This is a genomic window from Candidatus Pantoea communis (assembly GCF_011752685.1).
In the GTDB taxonomy this organism is placed as follows: Bacteria; Pseudomonadota; Gammaproteobacteria; order Enterobacterales; family Enterobacteriaceae; genus Pantoea; species Pantoea communis.
Genome location: NZ_VWXC01000015.1, coordinates 119,522 through 134,795, shown reverse-complemented (window position 1 = coordinate 134,795; position 15,274 = coordinate 119,522). Strand labels below are relative to the sequence as shown.

General features: G+C 51.8%; 12 protein-coding genes. 3 read left to right on the top strand and 9 right to left on the bottom strand.

The features are described 5' to 3' along the window. Positions 1–1,183 (bottom strand): diguanylate cyclase domain-containing protein (locus F3J37_RS19370; protein WP_240154135.1); only part of this gene is annotated, 1,183 nt, incomplete at its 3' end. 176 nt (positions 1,184–1,359) lie between these two features. Here F3J37_RS19370 and F3J37_RS19365 point away from each other — a divergent pair. Then, positions 1,360–1,515, top strand: a complete 156-nt coding sequence (locus tag F3J37_RS19365) for a hypothetical protein (protein ID WP_155287980.1) — start codon at positions 1,360–1,362, stop codon at positions 1,513–1,515. An 802-nt stretch (positions 1,516–2,317) separates the two neighbouring features. Then, complete coding sequence (locus tag F3J37_RS19360) at positions 2,318–2,935, top strand: TetR/AcrR family transcriptional regulator (protein WP_034823418.1); 618 nt, start codon at positions 2,318–2,320, stop codon at positions 2,933–2,935. A 314-nt stretch (positions 2,936–3,249) separates the two neighbouring features. Here the strand turns inward: F3J37_RS19360 and F3J37_RS19355 are convergent, their stop codons facing one another. Next, a complete protein-coding gene (locus F3J37_RS19355) occupies positions 3,250–3,552 on the bottom strand; it encodes a hypothetical protein (protein WP_230599080.1) in 303 nt (100 codons plus the stop codon). Positions 3,553–4,002: 450 nt separating this feature from the next. After that, positions 4,003–4,488 (bottom strand): hypothetical protein, encoded by a 486-nt coding sequence (locus F3J37_RS19350; protein ID WP_034823417.1) that lies wholly within the window; start codon positions 4,486–4,488, stop codon positions 4,003–4,005. A gap of 120 nt (positions 4,489–4,608) precedes the next feature. On the opposite strand from F3J37_RS19350, the gene F3J37_RS19345 reads away from it, so the two are divergent. Then, positions 4,609–5,289, top strand: coding sequence for a DUF3313 domain-containing protein (locus tag F3J37_RS19345; RefSeq protein WP_034823416.1), 681 nt, complete (start codon positions 4,609–4,611; stop codon positions 5,287–5,289). A 102-nt stretch (positions 5,290–5,391) separates the two neighbouring features. On the opposite strand, the gene F3J37_RS19340 is transcribed toward F3J37_RS19345, so the two are convergent. The 6 genes from F3J37_RS19340 to F3J37_RS19315 form a co-directional block, all read right to left on the bottom strand. Beyond that, positions 5,392–6,408, bottom strand: a complete 1,017-nt coding sequence (locus F3J37_RS19340) for a substrate-binding domain-containing protein (protein ID WP_034823415.1) — start codon at positions 6,406–6,408, stop codon at positions 5,392–5,394. A 29-nt stretch (positions 6,409–6,437) separates the two neighbouring features. Continuing rightward, positions 6,438–7,847 (bottom strand): sucrose-6-phosphate hydrolase, encoded by a 1,410-nt coding sequence (locus tag F3J37_RS19335; protein WP_034823414.1) that lies wholly within the window; start codon positions 7,845–7,847, stop codon positions 6,438–6,440. Further along, on the bottom strand, positions 7,847–9,217 hold the full coding sequence (locus F3J37_RS19330; RefSeq protein ID WP_034823413.1) for a sucrose-specific PTS transporter subunit IIBC: 1,371 nt from the start codon (positions 9,215–9,217) through the stop codon (positions 7,847–7,849). Before F3J37_RS19330 ends, F3J37_RS19335 begins: the two co-directional genes overlap by 1 nt. Positions 9,218–9,282: 65 nt before the next feature. Then, entirely contained in the window at positions 9,283–10,812 is a 1,530-nt protein-coding gene (locus F3J37_RS19325; RefSeq protein WP_166935122.1) for a carbohydrate porin, read from the bottom strand. 160 nt (positions 10,813–10,972) lie between these two features. Further along, positions 10,973–11,899: a fructokinase gene (gene cscK, locus F3J37_RS19320; RefSeq protein WP_034823411.1), complete on the bottom strand. Its 927-nt coding sequence runs from the start codon at positions 11,897–11,899 to the stop codon at positions 10,973–10,975. 1,719 nt (positions 11,900–13,618) lie between these two features. Next, positions 13,619–13,945, bottom strand: a complete 327-nt coding sequence (locus F3J37_RS19315; RefSeq protein ID WP_155287979.1) for a hypothetical protein — start codon at positions 13,943–13,945, stop codon at positions 13,619–13,621. Positions 13,946–15,274: the final 1,329 nt, after the last annotated feature.

The window sequence follows — 15,274 nt, the reverse complement described above, 5'->3', positions numbered from 1 at the left end:
TGCAGCCCTTGCCCGACGCCTTGGCCCGGTAGAGCGCCAGGTCCGCCGCCGACATCACCGACGAGGCGTCCTCTCCGTGTTCGGGATAGGCGGCAATGCCGGTGCTGGCGCCGACGACTACCGGTGAACCGTGGTAGCTGAAAGGCGTCTGCACGGCGGCAATCAGGCGCTCCGCCGTCAGGCCGGCACCGGCACTTCCGCCCGGCAGCAGGATGATAAACTCGTCGCCGCCGAGCCGGGCGGCGGTGACCGCGTCCGCGCACACCAGCCGGATCTGCTCCGCCACGTGACAGAGCAGCGCGTCGCCGGCGGCGTGTCCGAGCGTGTCATTGACCTCCTTGAAGCCGTCCAGGTCGGTCATCAGCAGGGTGTACGGCACGCCGGCCTCCGTCAGCTGCCCCAGCTGCTGCATAAACGCGCCGCGGCTGGCCAGGCGGGTCAGCATGTCCAGCGAGGCGAGCTCGCAGAGACGGGCCTCGCTCTCGTGCCGGGCGGTAACGTCGCGGATGATCATCCCCACCAGGCGTTCGCCGCCTTCCCGCCAGCCCGAGAACGATACGTCGGCCGGGAACTCCCGGCCGTCGCGCCGCTGCCCCCATATCTGCAGCGTGCGCGGCAGTGAAATCGCCGCCTCGTCGGCCGTCAGGCGCTCCAGCTCGTTGCGGTAGTCGGTCTGGCAGCGCTCGGGAATAAGCCCGGCCACGTACTGACCCGCCATCTCCTCCGGACCGTAACCAAACATCGCGGTGGCGGCCGGATTCCAGAAGGTAATGCCCCGGCGCAGGTCGGTGCAGATGATGGCGTCCGGGGAGGTGGCCGAAATGGACTCCAGCCGCTGCTGGCTGGCGTGGCGCAGCAGTTCGAGCCGGTGGACCTCCATCCGGTCCATCACCAGCGCGGCAATGTCGGCCAGATGCTGCCGATCCGCGTCCGTGAGCGGCGGCCGCGGCTGCGTGTCGGTCAGGCACACGGTGCCGATGTGGTGCCCGTCCGGGGTAGTCAGCGGGACCCCCGCGTAGAAGCGGATGTGCGGGTAGCCGTGCACCAGCGGGCTGTCGCGAAAGCGCGGATCGTCCAGGGTATCCGGGACGCAGAGGATCTCCCCCTGCGCCAGCGTGTGGTCGCAGAAGGCGACGCTGCGGGCGGTGCCGGTGATGTTCAGACCGTAGCGGGACGAGAACAACTGGCGCTGGTCGTCAATCAGCGAAACGAAGGCGGTGGGTACGCGAAAAAGGCTCTACCTGGATTTTTTCCGGCTACGGTGCAGCCGGAAAATTGAGGAAAAGACGTTACATTTATTCAGTAATATATTGAGCAGGTTAAAAATCCCTTCAGGTCCGGCTTACTGGGATACATATTATGATTACCATTAATGAAAATTTTACCGTAAAACAATGGATCCGGAACATGGAGCAGGCTTCCGTCGTGGATCAGAAGCTGATCAGCAACATCTCCTCTGCTACCGGGAAGATGCCTGATCATTTTGACGTCAGCCTTCTCTCTCTTCCGGAGTGATTTTGCATTATCCCGTTCTCACTAGGCATGGAGGGTAGAGTGCTTGGTGTAATCGCCGCTGGGCCATCTGGCGTAACTTCGATTTACCATCAGAGGGTTACGTGACTTTTTACACTGGAGGCGCCTGCGATTGCCCCGCTTTTTATTCCACGCCGTCCGGGTTATTCTCCGTATACGCGAGAAAAGCCGGAAAACCGATCCAAAAGGGATCCCGGGCGGATCGATTTATTGTAGTTGACATATAACAACCGAATTTGATGTATAGAATAACCTGCAGTTTTCAAAATAACATTCGCTTAGCGAAATTATGTATACCCAGTTAATTAATGAATTTATAAAAATATGCAAGACTCACTTGGCAGCTTCAGGCTCCCTATTGAAGATCCCGATATAGTGGCTTCTGAAGTGGGCTTTTACTATAAAAGAAGTTAACCGGCTTAGAGTAATTAGGGACATTCTCGACAGGCAACTAGCAACCCACCTCGATGCTGGGTGTCTCGATATTTTCGACCGGCTAAAAAAGAGCAGGAATATTAATTTAACTGAGTGACTGCGGTGGATGCTGCTTATTAAAGCATATTCTAGCCAGCGAGAAGCTTAACAAAGGATCAGTTCAGCCAGATTTTTGAATATGCACAATCCCTGCTGACCCTAAGAATTTTCAAAGGGGGTTTAAAACGGCTTTGCATAACCTTGTCTTGAAAAACTAATTCTGCCGTCCTTGTTTTTAAACTAAAAAATGTACACGTTTAATGAACTATACGGTTCTGTTAAAATAAAAATCTAAACAGGGAGAATTAACATGCGAACGCTGACTGAACAGAAACGAACTGACATTCTGAATGCGGCCACGACCGTTTTTCTCGAGCAGGGCTACGAGCGTGCCTCCATGGAGGCTGTAGCAAGAACTGCAGGGTGCTCCAAAGCCACGCTTTATAATTACTTTTCCTCCAAAGAAAGTCTCCTTGAAGCCGTTGTCAGGACCTACGGCACCAATTTTCTGACACGGGCGGCAGACGATATATACAGTCATAAAAATCGTCATCTCCCTTTATCTGACAGGCTGCAGCGCTTTGGTGAAGGCATGCTGGGTGCCATGACGTCGGACTGGAAGGGATTACAGCTGTATCGCATGGTAATCGGCGAGGCAGGTCACTCGGACATCGGAGATATTTTCCATGAGTCCGGCGTCCGTGAAAGCATGAACGCTCTGGCGGCACTGATGGAGCACCACATTGAAGCCGGCGACCTGCTGCCCGCCCAGCCAGATCTCAGGGCAAAACAATTTTCTGCACTGGTCAGGGCCGAGGCTGATGAAATTTTTCTCCTGCATAGTATGCCGGTGTATACGCGCAGCGACATCATCACGATGGTGAAAAGCGCTGTGGAGATCTTCGTAGCGGGCGCCTCCCCTCGCTGATAACGTCAGACTGGCTTAATTTTTAACATAAGTGATTGACTAATCATAAGGCATAAGTAAACTGATACGTACAGTTTACTTATGAGGGTGCAACGATGTCATATCGCTTTGTAGTGGTGGCCGTCCTGGCCTTGAGTTCGCTTTTACTGAGCGGCTGCGTTTCGTTATTCTGAGGAGCTGACATGAGTCTTGTTTACAGTCTCGTTACGGGTATAGCCGTGATGATGCTCTCCGGGTGTCTTTCCATCGGCAGCCACATCTGAACCTTATCAGCCCGCCCTCCAGGCGGGTTTTTTAATGCTGACTGTTAGCAGCTAAAATGACGCGCCCGCCAGCATGAGTACAATCAGACCGCTGATGGCCAGAGCCACCAGAATTTCTGCGAGAAGCAGCGTTATCAGTGAATTCTGGCGGGTTCCCCAGGCACCTTCAGCATATTTTCGCCCGCGACTGGCTTTCAGGCGCCTGATACGGATGACTTCGGATATATTACTTATTACGCGCCACCACATAATCATGACGGTTGCAGTAAGAGTGCCAAATAAAATCAGGATACTTATCATGCCCCAGTCCATCCAGGATGTGTCACCTCTGATTCCCGACAGCTTTTCTACCATTGGATCCTCCCCTTTTAAAGTCGCTGAAGCCTTCTGCAGGCCATACCCGTGATTACCATACTGATAGTGCGTATAGCATTCATATAAGGGTGACGTTACTGAGAACCAGCATAGTCAGCGCGCACAGCGCATTGACTGCAAGGCATTCTGTCCCCGGAAATATTCGCAACGGCCCTGACGGCCCCCTACTCTCTTACGGCATAATACCGTGCCCGACGCTGCACGGGCCGGCAAAGGCGATTCATCTCCCGGAGGCGGGATACGGCCCGTAGCAAGGTGCACGCCCCGGTCAGGAACATGACCCTTTTCGAGAACCATTGCCGGGGCGACAGATTCTCCAGGTCATTCGCTGACAGCCACTCATTCATCAGGCAAAACGGATGCCATATTCGGTGAGGAAGCCACCAGCCATAAAAACAAGTACCAGAGCAGCTCTGATAAGTAACACCTTCATGCCTCTGCTCCCGCCGCGTAACGCCGCAGAAAATCAGCCGTTCTTCGCCTGACTTCTTTACGGAGCAGCGACTTGTGCTGATGAGTGCCGTTCATTACTTTCATTAGTGCCTCCGCCTGCGCCAGGTAGTCGCGCGCCATTTCACCGGAGGGGCGGCAACGCAACTCTCCGCGCAGCATCGCCGTATCAATAACGCTGCGCGCATAGTCCGCTGCTGGTGTAAAGGAGTACCGGTTCCGGGAATCATCTCTGCCCATAGCGTCTCCACACTTCTGCAGTGCCAGCATCATTCTTATCAACCTTCGCCGCACCGGCAGGCCGGAATAGCGGAGAGGCAGACTCCAGATAAAGCCGCCGCTTTCATCGTTCTCTTTGAATTCAGGTGCCGGCCATTCCTCACTCCTCGCCGGCCTGATCACCTGCCGGGCTCGTGAACCGTAGCTGATGTCTGAAGACGAAAGATCCGGGTAAATGTAAAGCATGCCGCGCTCCTCTTCTGAAAGTTACAGACACGAACTGAAACATTTTCTTGACAGAGTCATAATAAACTCCATTAACTATACCGTACAGTTCATTTATGAAAAAAACTTACCGGAGATTTTATGGTTCGTCTGACACAACAGCTTTCGCACGCGCTTATTCTGACCGCCGTCATTACCGCTGCGGGGTGTTCTTCCACTTCACCAGTAAAGTATACCGGCATCGGGGCCACGTCCCGAATGACGCCCAACACGGCTGACGACAGCGACCGAATCCCCTTTCGCTACGCCATCCCCGTTGACTGGAGTAAATACCGCAACATCATACTGGACCCCATAGAAATCTATGGCGGCAGCGACGCGCAGTTTAATGACCTTTCACAGGAAGATCGGCGAAATCTGGCCGACTATATGCAGAAGAAGTTTGCAGAGGGGCTGGCGCAGAAGTTTACAGTCAACGCCAGTGCCGGCACTGCTCCCTCACTCCGCCTGAAGCTGTCGCTGACCGGCGCGGAGACCACGCCACAGGTTGTGGGCACCTTTACTAAATTCGACCTTGCCGGCGGGCCGTATAACATCGTTCAGTCTGTGCGAGGCGGGCGCGGACTGATGAGCGGGTACGTTAACTATGCCGTTGAAGTAAAAGACGACGCTACGGGCGAGCTTCTCCTTGCCTACGTAGCGGAGCAGTATCCTAACGCCATGAACGTGGGTGCTACATTCGGTTCAATGAGTGCGGCAGAAACGGGGGTAGACAAGGGTGCAGAGCAGCTGCTGGAAAAAATTAGCCTGAACAGTCGGTAGGTAAAAAACGGCCTGTACACCAGAGTGAAATCAGTTTAACGGTCGCAAAAATGAAAGTTTAAGCAGCGTTGTACCCCTATCTTTAGGCACAAACCGCGCACTTTAATTGGTTTGGTAGTGACGTAAACACAATGTCGCAGTAAGAAAACGTCGGGTAAAGTCAGGCTCCTCGCCAGCAATAAGCGCCGTTACCAGAGAAAAGCATTCCTGCGCCAGACGAGGAATATCCTGCTTAACGGTATCAATATCGATAGAAAGCGAGTCATAGAGATAGTGGTCGTCAAAGCTGGCCACGCGGATATCACAGTCAAGTAAGTGGTGCTGACTCATGTAGCGCAGCACCCCTTCCATCAGGCCGCAGGCAGCGGTGAATATAGCTTTAGGAGGACGCCCCAGTTGGGCACAGAGCGCGGCGAACATCTCATAGCCGCTGCTGGGATGGTAGTTGCCGTTGATGATCCACTCCGGGCGCGGCGTGATCCCTGCTCTCTCCAGCCCCTGCTTAAAGCCAGCAAGACGGTCTTTGGTAGGTGAAAGACGAGGCTGTCCGCCTATAAAATAGATCTCATCGGGGTTAGTACGGGCCAGCCGCTCGACCAGATCTGCAGTTGGCGTTACAGCTTCCGTCACTACCAGTGGTAGCTGTGTATCACCCATATAGCGGTCAAACAACACGATCGGGAGCTGCTCGCTCAGTTTCACGTAATCGCTGTCGCTGAGCATGCTAGACGCCACAATCAGTCCGTCGACCTGTCGCGCCACTAAATTATCCACCACGACCCGCTCCTGACCAGCATTTTCATCCGTACAGGAAATAAGTAGCTGTAAGCCCGCCTCGCGACACAGGTTTTCCAGCGCATGAGAAAAAACCGCAAAGCCATGGTTGGTTATTTCGGGCACCACCAGCCCCAATGTGTGGCTGCGATTATCACGTAACATCCGCGCATGGATGCTGGCCTGATAATGATGTTCGCGCGCGAGCATAAGCACACGCTCCCGCGTCTCTTTTGCTACACGTAGCTCTTTGCCCCGCCCGTTTAGCACCAGGCTGGCAGTCGCTTTAGAAACGCCCGCCAGCGAAGCAATATCAGCAATGGTAACGCGTTTTGTTTTTCTCACGTCAATGCATCAGTCAATGAAACAATGACTTATTCTATCACGGTGTGACGCAACGGCCAGTATCGGGCTTCTACTTCTGCGTCTCCGCTCAGGGTTAATTGCGCCGCCTGCGCAGGAAAGTATCGGCTGCTCATTACGCTTTCTCCATCGTTGATAAAGATCTCTACGCTGGAATGGTCACACAAAATCTGCAAATTGCTGACGGCGCCCCGCCAGTATCTATATTGCCACTCACCGCTTTCAAGGCTGCGCCGGGCAAGGCGTAATCCTTCCTCGTGCCATTTCAACTGCAAGGTGCCGGAAAAATCCAGCGTGATTTTACCCTGTGCCGCAATCATTATCTCAAGGCGCTGCGCGCTAATCACCGGCGCCTCCGCTGCCCGCCCCTGGAAGTAATGTTCCTCGCCGCGCAACACCTTCAGTTCTTCTATCGGCCGCTGCAGGAGGCGCCCCTCCCGCGTCCCGAGCTGTCGAACACAGGTCATCTGATGGACCCAGCCATTCGCGATAGTGGGCTGGCGCATCTCTTCACCATCCGGCACGCCCATCCAGCCAATCAGCAGGCGCCGCCCGTCAGTGCTCAGCGTGGTCTGTGGCGCATAGAACTCAAAACCTGAATCCAGTTCATTCAGTGGTCCATGGGTATAACTGGCCGCTGCATAATCGAGAGTGCCGCCGGTCCACGTACAAGGATGCGCGTTAAGAAAACGGTGTTCCTCACGCTTAATGCCCTGCGGGCAGCTAATAAGGAAAGTCGTGTCATCAAGGCTAAACATATCAGGGCACTCCCACATGTACCCGGCATCCGTTAGTCCGTTCAGCCCGCTGCCTGCGATCTCACCCAGATTGTGCCAGTGAAGTAAATCCGCAGAGCGTAGCAGCAGTACTGTTCCCTGTTTCCGGTTATTTTGTGCGCCCAGCACCATATACCACTGACCAGCATGCTGCCAGACTTTTGGATCGCGGACATGGCCTGTATAACCCGCCGGTAGCGGGATAACCGGCCCCAGCTTATCAAAACAGCCCGTTTCATTTTGCACGGCCAGACACTGCCAGGCAGTGCGTGAACCGTCGTCAAACTTGACGTTACCAGTGTAGATAAGCGTCAGCACGCCACTATTATCGACGGCGCTCCCGGAGTAACAGCCGCTTCGGTCATACTCTTGATCGGGCATCAGCGCAATTGGCTCATGCTTCCAGTGAACCAGATCGCCGGAGCTCCAGTGGCCCCAGCACTTATGTTGATGCTGACAGCCCAGCGCATTCCACTGATAGAACAGATGGTAGCGTCCTGCGAAGTGGATGAACCCATTCGGGTCGTTGAGTAACCCGGTCACCGGGGCAAGATGAAAGCCGGGATAGTACGAGTCGCTAATCGCTTTTGGCTGACCGCGCATCACGGCATGCAGGATGGCGGGGAGCAATGCTGAGGAGTCCATTAGTCTGCGTCCGTTTTGTATTTGAGCAGTAAAGATAGGATAAACGCGGCGCTGAACGCGATAACCATTCCTATGGCGTAATTGAGCATTGAGCTTGCCTGTACGATGGCCAGACCCGGAATGCCGGTTAGCCCCACTGCGGTCATTGAAACATTTACGGAAACCACCCAGGCTCCGCCCAGTGCACCGCCTACCAGTCCAGCAATAAATGGCTTCATAAAGCGCAGATTAATACCGAAAATGGCTGCTTCCGTAATGCCCAGGAGCGCGGAGAAACCGGATGGCAATGAAATAGCTTTAATCTTCACGTCTTTGGTCTTGAACCATACCGCCAGGCAGGCACCCCCTTGTGCCACGTTGGCCATTGCCCAGATCGGCAGCAAAAAGTTTACGCCAATTGAGGGGTTACCGAGTAAGCCGGCTTCAATCGCGTGGAAGCTGTGATGCACACCCGTAATGACAATCACCGAGTAAAGACCGCCAAACAGTAATCCTGCCATCCAGCCAGCATGAGCAATCAGTGTGCTGAGCACAAAAGAAATACCATCCCCCAGTAAACGCCCCGCCGGGCCGATGACCAGCAGCGCAACAAAGCCGGAAATAATCACCGTCATGAATGGCGTCAGAATCAGATCCAGCGCATCCGGGATGACCCGGCGCAACTGTTTCTCCAATACGCTCATAAACCACACTGCCAGCAGTACCGGGAATACGGTGCCCTGATACCCAATCATCGCCACTTCTATACCGAAGAAATTCATGGTGTGGAATCCGGCAGCCACGCCCCAGGCGTTTGTCAGCGCCGGGTGAGTCAGGATGCCACCCAGCGTAGCGCCGAGGAACGGGTTGCCTCCAAACTCGCGCGCGGCGGTGAAGCCAATCAGGACAGGAAGAATGATAAAGGCTGCTGAGCTGCACATATCCAGCATGATATAAAGCGCATTATCAGGATTCACCCAACCGTAGGTTTTTACCATTCCCAGCAGGCCCATCAGCAGGCCAGATGCCACAATAGCCGGAATAATGGGTACAAAAATATTCGACAGCAGACGCGCAATACGCTGGAAAGGATTAAGTTTACGCGCGGCGATGTCAGCGGCTTCTGACTTGCTGGCTTCGCTGATACCGGCTTCGCGAATAAAGGCAGCATAGACTTTGTTCACCACGCCAGTGCCAAAGATCACCTGCAGCTGTCCTGCATTGCGAAAACATCCCTTCACACCTTCTATTTTGCCGATCGCGACGGTATCCGCTTTTGCATCGTCTGACAGTACCAGTCGCAGTCGTGTTGCACAGTGTGCTGCACTGGCAATATTCTCCCGACCCCCGAGCAGCGGCAGTAGCGCGCGGGAGATGTGTTCAAAATCCATTATGACCTCAGTTTTTCGTTTTTATGCCATCAGTGAGAAACATGGCCCCGGGGGGGGCCGCATAATCAGAACCAGGTTTCCATCTGCACGCCGAAGTTCCACTCGCCACCGGCGCTGAAGCCGCTACTGCCAAAGGCATCATCGCTTGCGTAGTTGTCCAGGCGGTGATCCCAGTCCATCCAGCTGGCGAACAGGCGGATTTCCGGGCGTTTCAGAAATTCACCCACGTCACCAGCTTTCAGCGTTGGCGCCACGGTAAGTTTATAGAAGTTACCGCTGACAGCACTGCGGTTGTTGTAGCCTTCAGGGCGCAGGTCCATATACTGGTAAGAGCCCTCATACTGCATTTCGAAATTCTGCGTGATCTCCTGTATCAGCCTCAGGTTGGCGGTAGCCCACTCATAGCTGTCGCCTCTGACGTATCGATCTTTACTGCTCTGCGCCAGCAGCGCCGGGGCGATATGCCAGCCGCCACCGAGCGGCGTCATTCCGAAGCTGGCAAGGCGCCAGGTATCCGCTTCCGGCAGGAGTGCCCCATCGGCACCTATAGTTTTTACTTCGGCACCCAGTCCATGGCCGTAAAGCAGCGCCGTTTTTGCTGAGCCTTCACGCAGGCCATAGAAGCTGTCGCTGCGCAGGCCGATCAATCCATGCAAACCACTGTTTGCCGCATCGCCTTTAACGCGGTTCCCATCAATGTCACTACGTGCATTGTTATCTTTTGCGCGCATCCCACTCACCATCAGCTGCAGCGGGCCAACAAAGTTATTCAACGTCAGAATATAGTTTTGCGCGGTATTCTCGTTGTTTTCGATATCACCAAAAGTGCGCCCGTAAACTGACAGATTGCTGCGCACTTCATCGGCCCACTTCACGTCATAGATGCCCGCGCCGGTGCCGGCGAGAAACACCACGTCGGAGTCGATCCAGTGAATGTCGAAGTTGTCACGGTCAAAGCGCTTACCAGCCCAGACAGTGCTGTCTTTGAACGCACCGGTAAACGTGGGTAATTGACCAAGTTCCACAAACGCCTGCCGCACATTGAGATCGCTGCTGGCAGCACTCCAGTCGTTATAGGTTCGCTGACCATCGGCCAGCATCGCTTTGAAACGGGTAGTGGCACCGTTGGCCAGGACCTGCTTGTGTTCGAGATTGAGTTCAACGTAGGTATCCGGCTCATTGCCAAGACGGCCAGTGTGACCGCCGGTCTCACCCGCTGGGGTAACGGTGGGACCGCCCTGCGTTTTTGCAGCAGAGCTGTTCATCAGCAACCCGGAGCGGGCGTATCCATGAAATTCAAATTCACCTTCTCCGCTGTTACCTCCGATGGGCTTGTTCTGCTCCGGTCTGACAGGACGCTGCACGACGCTACCGTTAATGCCAGGGTTCTGCTGCTGTGCAGTGGCGAGCTTTTGTACCTGGTTTTCCGCTTCCTGCGCACGGTATTCCGCTGCACTGGCACGCTGTTCAGCCGCGGCCAGTCTTTTTTCCATTGCCGCTAAGCGTGCTTCGATACTCTGGGTATCGGGCGCCGCCCATGCTGAGTCAGCAGCAAATAACGTACTAAGGGTTAAAGCAATTAGAGTTTTATTCACTGTTTTGCATCCCAGAGGAAAGGCTGTCATCAACTATTTGTAATGTTGCTAAACCGGTTTAGGCCCTGCATCATAGTCGCCCCAATTTTGTAAGCGCAACGAATTTTGCTAAACCGATTTAGTTGATGTGAAGTAAGTCGCAAAACATGAAGGGGTAGATCTATCGGGAGAGGTGATCCTGGAGTTGATGATAGTCAGGCAGAGCCGTCATAGCTCCTTTGGCCATAGTCGCCAGCGCGCCACAGATCTGAGCACACAGCAGACGATCGGTAAGCTGATCACCATCAGCAGGCATGCCATACTGCGCCAGTCCCCATAACAGGCCGGCAACAAAAGCGTCGCCTGCTCCTGTGGTGTCCACGCTGTTGACCGCTTTAGCGGGATGGTGAGTGAGCGTACCATTGTGCCAGCCGCGCACGCCGGCGCTACCTTGGGTTACCAGCAGTAAGGTAACCGGTAAGCGCTTCGCTAGAAGCGCAATACCAGCATCCACCTCCGTGCAACCCGTTATATATATCAGCTCCTCTTCAGAGAGTTTCACCACATTCGCCAGTTGTAGCGCCTGATCAATGCAATGTCGGAGCGCCGCTTTCTCAGGCCACAGATCCAGACGTATATTGGGGTCAAAACTGACAAAGCCCCCAGAATCCCGTATACGCTGCATGGCGGTGAGCGTAGCTGTTCTTGAAGGCTCTTTCAGCAGCGCGATTGAGCAACAGTGCAGCCACTCTGAAGGTTGAAAATCGGGAAGGTCATCAATTTCAAGGAACAGGTCTGCACCGGGTCGAACCATAAAGGTGAATGTGCGTTCTCCCGCGCTGTCCAGCGATACCAAGACCGTTGAGGTACGCTGCGCAGGGTCTGTTCGCATGTAAGAGACATCAACATTCTCCTGCTGCAATGTCTTTTTCATAAACTGTCCGAAGGGATCGCTTCCTACTCTCCCAATAAAGCCACTGTTACCGCGAAGGCGTGCAACACCTACCGCTACATTTGCGGGCGCGCCGCCCGGACACTGCAGCAAGCGCCCATCCGTATCAGGTAATAAATCAACTACCGCATCGCCCAGACACCAAACACGCGTCATCGTCATTCCTCTCGATCTGTGCTAAACCGCTTTAGCTAATAAAAACGATTATGCATCAAAGTTATGATATGTCGCTAGTGCCAGATGATCACGAGCGCCCACAGCATCTTTCGAATTATTAACTTTTACCCTTCTGCCGCGCACTGACCACGAGGTTCTGGCTGAGAGCGCTATCATCGCCACATATATAACGTGACCAACAATGTACGCCTGAACATACGCTGTTAACTCTGACTGCAATACGATATCTACATGTTATGAGAGCAGCTTATGCGTCGCGAGATGAGATGCAGACGGTACTGCATCAGATGGAGCGGGAAGGCCCAACCGAAAAGTCAGGGCAATGTACACGGTACTGGCCAGCCTCAGGCCTTAAACGCCCCCCTCTAACATTGCCAGTTTCAGCGGACACGACACTCTAGGGAGTAAAAATAACAGCGGAAAAAGCGAAGAGACTACCGGAAGATATAAGAACTGACCTCACCACCTGCAGAAGAAATCCCCGCTGTCGATTGAGGCATCATCCCGACTGTGACGGCGCCCGGTCAACCGCTACTCTGTGGCCAGTCTCAACGGCACGGCAAAACTGCGCCAGTTAAATTTTGACAGCGAAGGTTCGTTCGACCTTTCTTTAGCGGCATACTTCCCCGCCACGGATTTCCTATGCCTCAAACAATGTTCTCCCGCAGCAACAATCGGAGGCTGTTACTCGCTGGTATCGTTGGGGAATCAGAACGAGTGTGCCAGCACTTACAATGTACACGAAAAAAGCCGCAACGCGGCTTAGAAGTTAATCTGATTTTTTATCAGCGGGTTCAATAAGCGATTCGATAAATTTCTTTTGCTTATCATTGAGCTTAAGTTGCTTTATTTTTTGTATATCAACGAGCTTAGTGGGCCCATTCACTTGGGCTACTGGTTTATTCTTACCGTTCTCATTGGCGAATGAGATAGCGGTAAATACCACCCCCCAAAATAAAACACAAAATAAAAAAACCATTATCCATGTCTTTCTTCTTATGTTTTTCAATACCCCTTACTCCAAAAATGCCAAACGAACTACTAAGACAAATCTTAAACCAAGAAAGTTCTTAACTAGTGGGAAATAAGACATATAGTGCAGAAACGCACAAAATTTTCACCAATTAAAAGCATGATACACTGCATTTGTTGTTTTTAACAACATATTTAAACATACCATATCAGTAATATCTAATAACTTTCTCATTGATTTATAGCAACTACAAAGTGCCTTCACCTGACTACTGAGGGGCAAACACTAACTGTTGATGGCAGTGCTCTGTCCGCTTTACTCTCGACCTTACAAGTAATATGTCAGAGGCCATGCTGTGTATTTAAGTGATTCGCCCGAAACATTTTCTTTAAGAGCATTTTTTTATAGATTTTATTCCGCACCTTTCCTCCAGAACTAATGCGAAAGTATACCCCTCAACCTGTATACGGATAGATTCTTTGAGCTTTAATATGTGATGGTTAATGGGCTGTAATGTTAATTCACTGATCCTGTCGTGAGCTTTTACGACCCGCTTCATTTTTGTGAGTTTTACTATTGTTGTAATCTCTTCTGCCTGGTTCTGCTGCAAGTCGTTCTATCAGTGCATTCTGTCGATCGTTGCATCACCACTACTGATAAAGTGTGAGGATCTTATAGCTTGATTGCATTTTCAACAGTTTGTCGCTTTCAGTATTTCCCGCGTATCAGGTATTATACAGCTCCTTATGACCGTCATAAAGATGCCAAAAAGGGTCGCCGTTCATTGGCATGAGGTATTGAGGTGGGAAAACGCACCATCCATAACGTCTGAAATCCCGCATCGAGACGGACATTTTTCCACCACACACAATTTCACCTGCGCATAGCCACCCACCTGTGTTTGCAGGCATTCTTCCGCAGGTACCGTCAGGTGCATTAAACAGCTCTCCAGCCGCGCACCAACTGATTAATGTGACAGATTTACCGATATTTTCAGGATTTACTGAGTCAATAACCAGGGCAACGCAACCTGCTTCAAGTACTGCTTTCATTGGTCTCTCTCCATATGATTTCATTTAGGCCGGAGTGACTTTCATAGCTAACCGCAAGTCTGACATCACCTGCCAGTAAGTTTGGTTTGAACTTCAGATGTGTCCGGATCCGGCTATAAATATCATTGGGTCATTATAGATATCCTAGAATGACGTCAGTCATTTCACGAAGATATGCCTTAAGCGCATAATCGGACCTGTTATTACAGAGCACGACTGATGAAAATCTTAAGCTTCAGTTCGGCAAAGCGTGCTTTACCTGTCGCTGATGACTCTGGATTGTTGATTACGGCGGTCATGACCGGAAGCGGTTCATTAGGGTCGATACCCTCAGATTAAGCCAGTGCCTTACCGGACAATGGTTTCTCTAGCATTTATTTGTCTTTTAGTTTTCTATTACTTGCGTTCTGGTTTTCGTTTAACACACTCAGGTGTCAGAAAAGCGCTGCAATATCTGATGATACATAAACTGAATTCGGCAAAACATATGTATGCCCGCCTGTTATGGGGAAGGCTACGTTTATCCTGGCTGAACCTAATGAAATTCAACAGGTTATAGCCGCCGAACACATCTTTTCCTGATGAATTCAATTTCCTATTTGAGCAACATGGCCTCACCCTTCGTAATACATGAACACAGGGTCTTATATCTTTTTATCGCGCTCTCAATTTCCCTAGTGCAAAAGTCAGTTATCTGTGCGGGTATGCCCAGGAATGATCAATGCCTAAAGATGACAGAGTCCCGGTAACTGCCAGGCAGGCTAATAACAGAGCGAAAATCACAACTCCCAAAATCTCAATTACTTTAAGAAAATGATGCGTAGTCATAAATATTCCTCTTCAGTTGATATGTTTGAAACGTACCTAATGAAAGTAAGATGTTACTGGTAAAGAACAAGCCAAATTTACACGATGAAACATAAAGGAGAACTTATTGATTTTTTGCGTTGCGAAAATTCCCTCCATCCGCAATCCTCGAACAGCCATGATCACGCTGTTCGATGTAGCTTAAATGTTGACTACATTGAACATTGTTTTCTAAGCATGTGTTTATCGGTCATGACTATGAAAGTGGGAATTTAACATGCGCAGAAGCGGAGGTCGTACTTCAGACAGAGTTTACGTATGTATATCGCAGCATGGTATAGCTCCAGTTTATCTGCTGAAGGATGGAAGCCAAAATCTGCCGCTCGGTGTCAGATAACACAACAGAATAGTAACCTGCTTAGCGGATCTTTAATAAACATCAAGCCTCTCTCAGTAGATATTGAAAAAATAATCTATTAAAGCCTGTTGAGATTACGTCGATAATACATTGTTGATTTTTTA

Excerpts from the sequence above, each read along its gene's own strand:
- F3J37_RS19355 (WP_230599080.1), bottom strand. The coding sequence starts at position 3,552 with ATGGTAGAAAAGCTGTCGGGAATCAGAGGTGACACATCCTGGATGGAC.
- F3J37_RS19350 (WP_034823417.1), bottom strand. The coding sequence starts at position 4,488 with ATGCTTTACATTTACCCGGATCTTTCGTCTTCAGACATCAGCTACGGT.
- cscK (WP_034823411.1), bottom strand. The coding sequence starts at position 11,899 with ATGACGCGTGTTTGGTGTCTGGGCGATGCGGTAGTTGATTTATTACCT.
- F3J37_RS19345 (WP_034823416.1), top strand. The coding sequence starts at position 4,609 with ATGGTTCGTCTGACACAACAGCTTTCGCACGCGCTTATTCTGACCGCC.
- F3J37_RS19330 (WP_034823413.1), bottom strand. The coding sequence starts at position 9,217 with ATGGATTTTGAACACATCTCCCGCGCGCTACTGCCGCTGCTCGGGGGT.
- F3J37_RS19360 (WP_034823418.1), top strand. The coding sequence starts at position 2,318 with ATGCGAACGCTGACTGAACAGAAACGAACTGACATTCTGAATGCGGCC.
- F3J37_RS19315 (WP_155287979.1), bottom strand. The coding sequence starts at position 13,945 with ATGAAAGCAGTACTTGAAGCAGGTTGCGTTGCCCTGGTTATTGACTCA.
- F3J37_RS19365 (WP_155287980.1), top strand. The coding sequence starts at position 1,360 with ATGATTACCATTAATGAAAATTTTACCGTAAAACAATGGATCCGGAAC.
- F3J37_RS19335 (WP_034823414.1), bottom strand. The coding sequence starts at position 7,847 with ATGGACTCCTCAGCATTGCTCCCCGCCATCCTGCATGCCGTGATGCGC.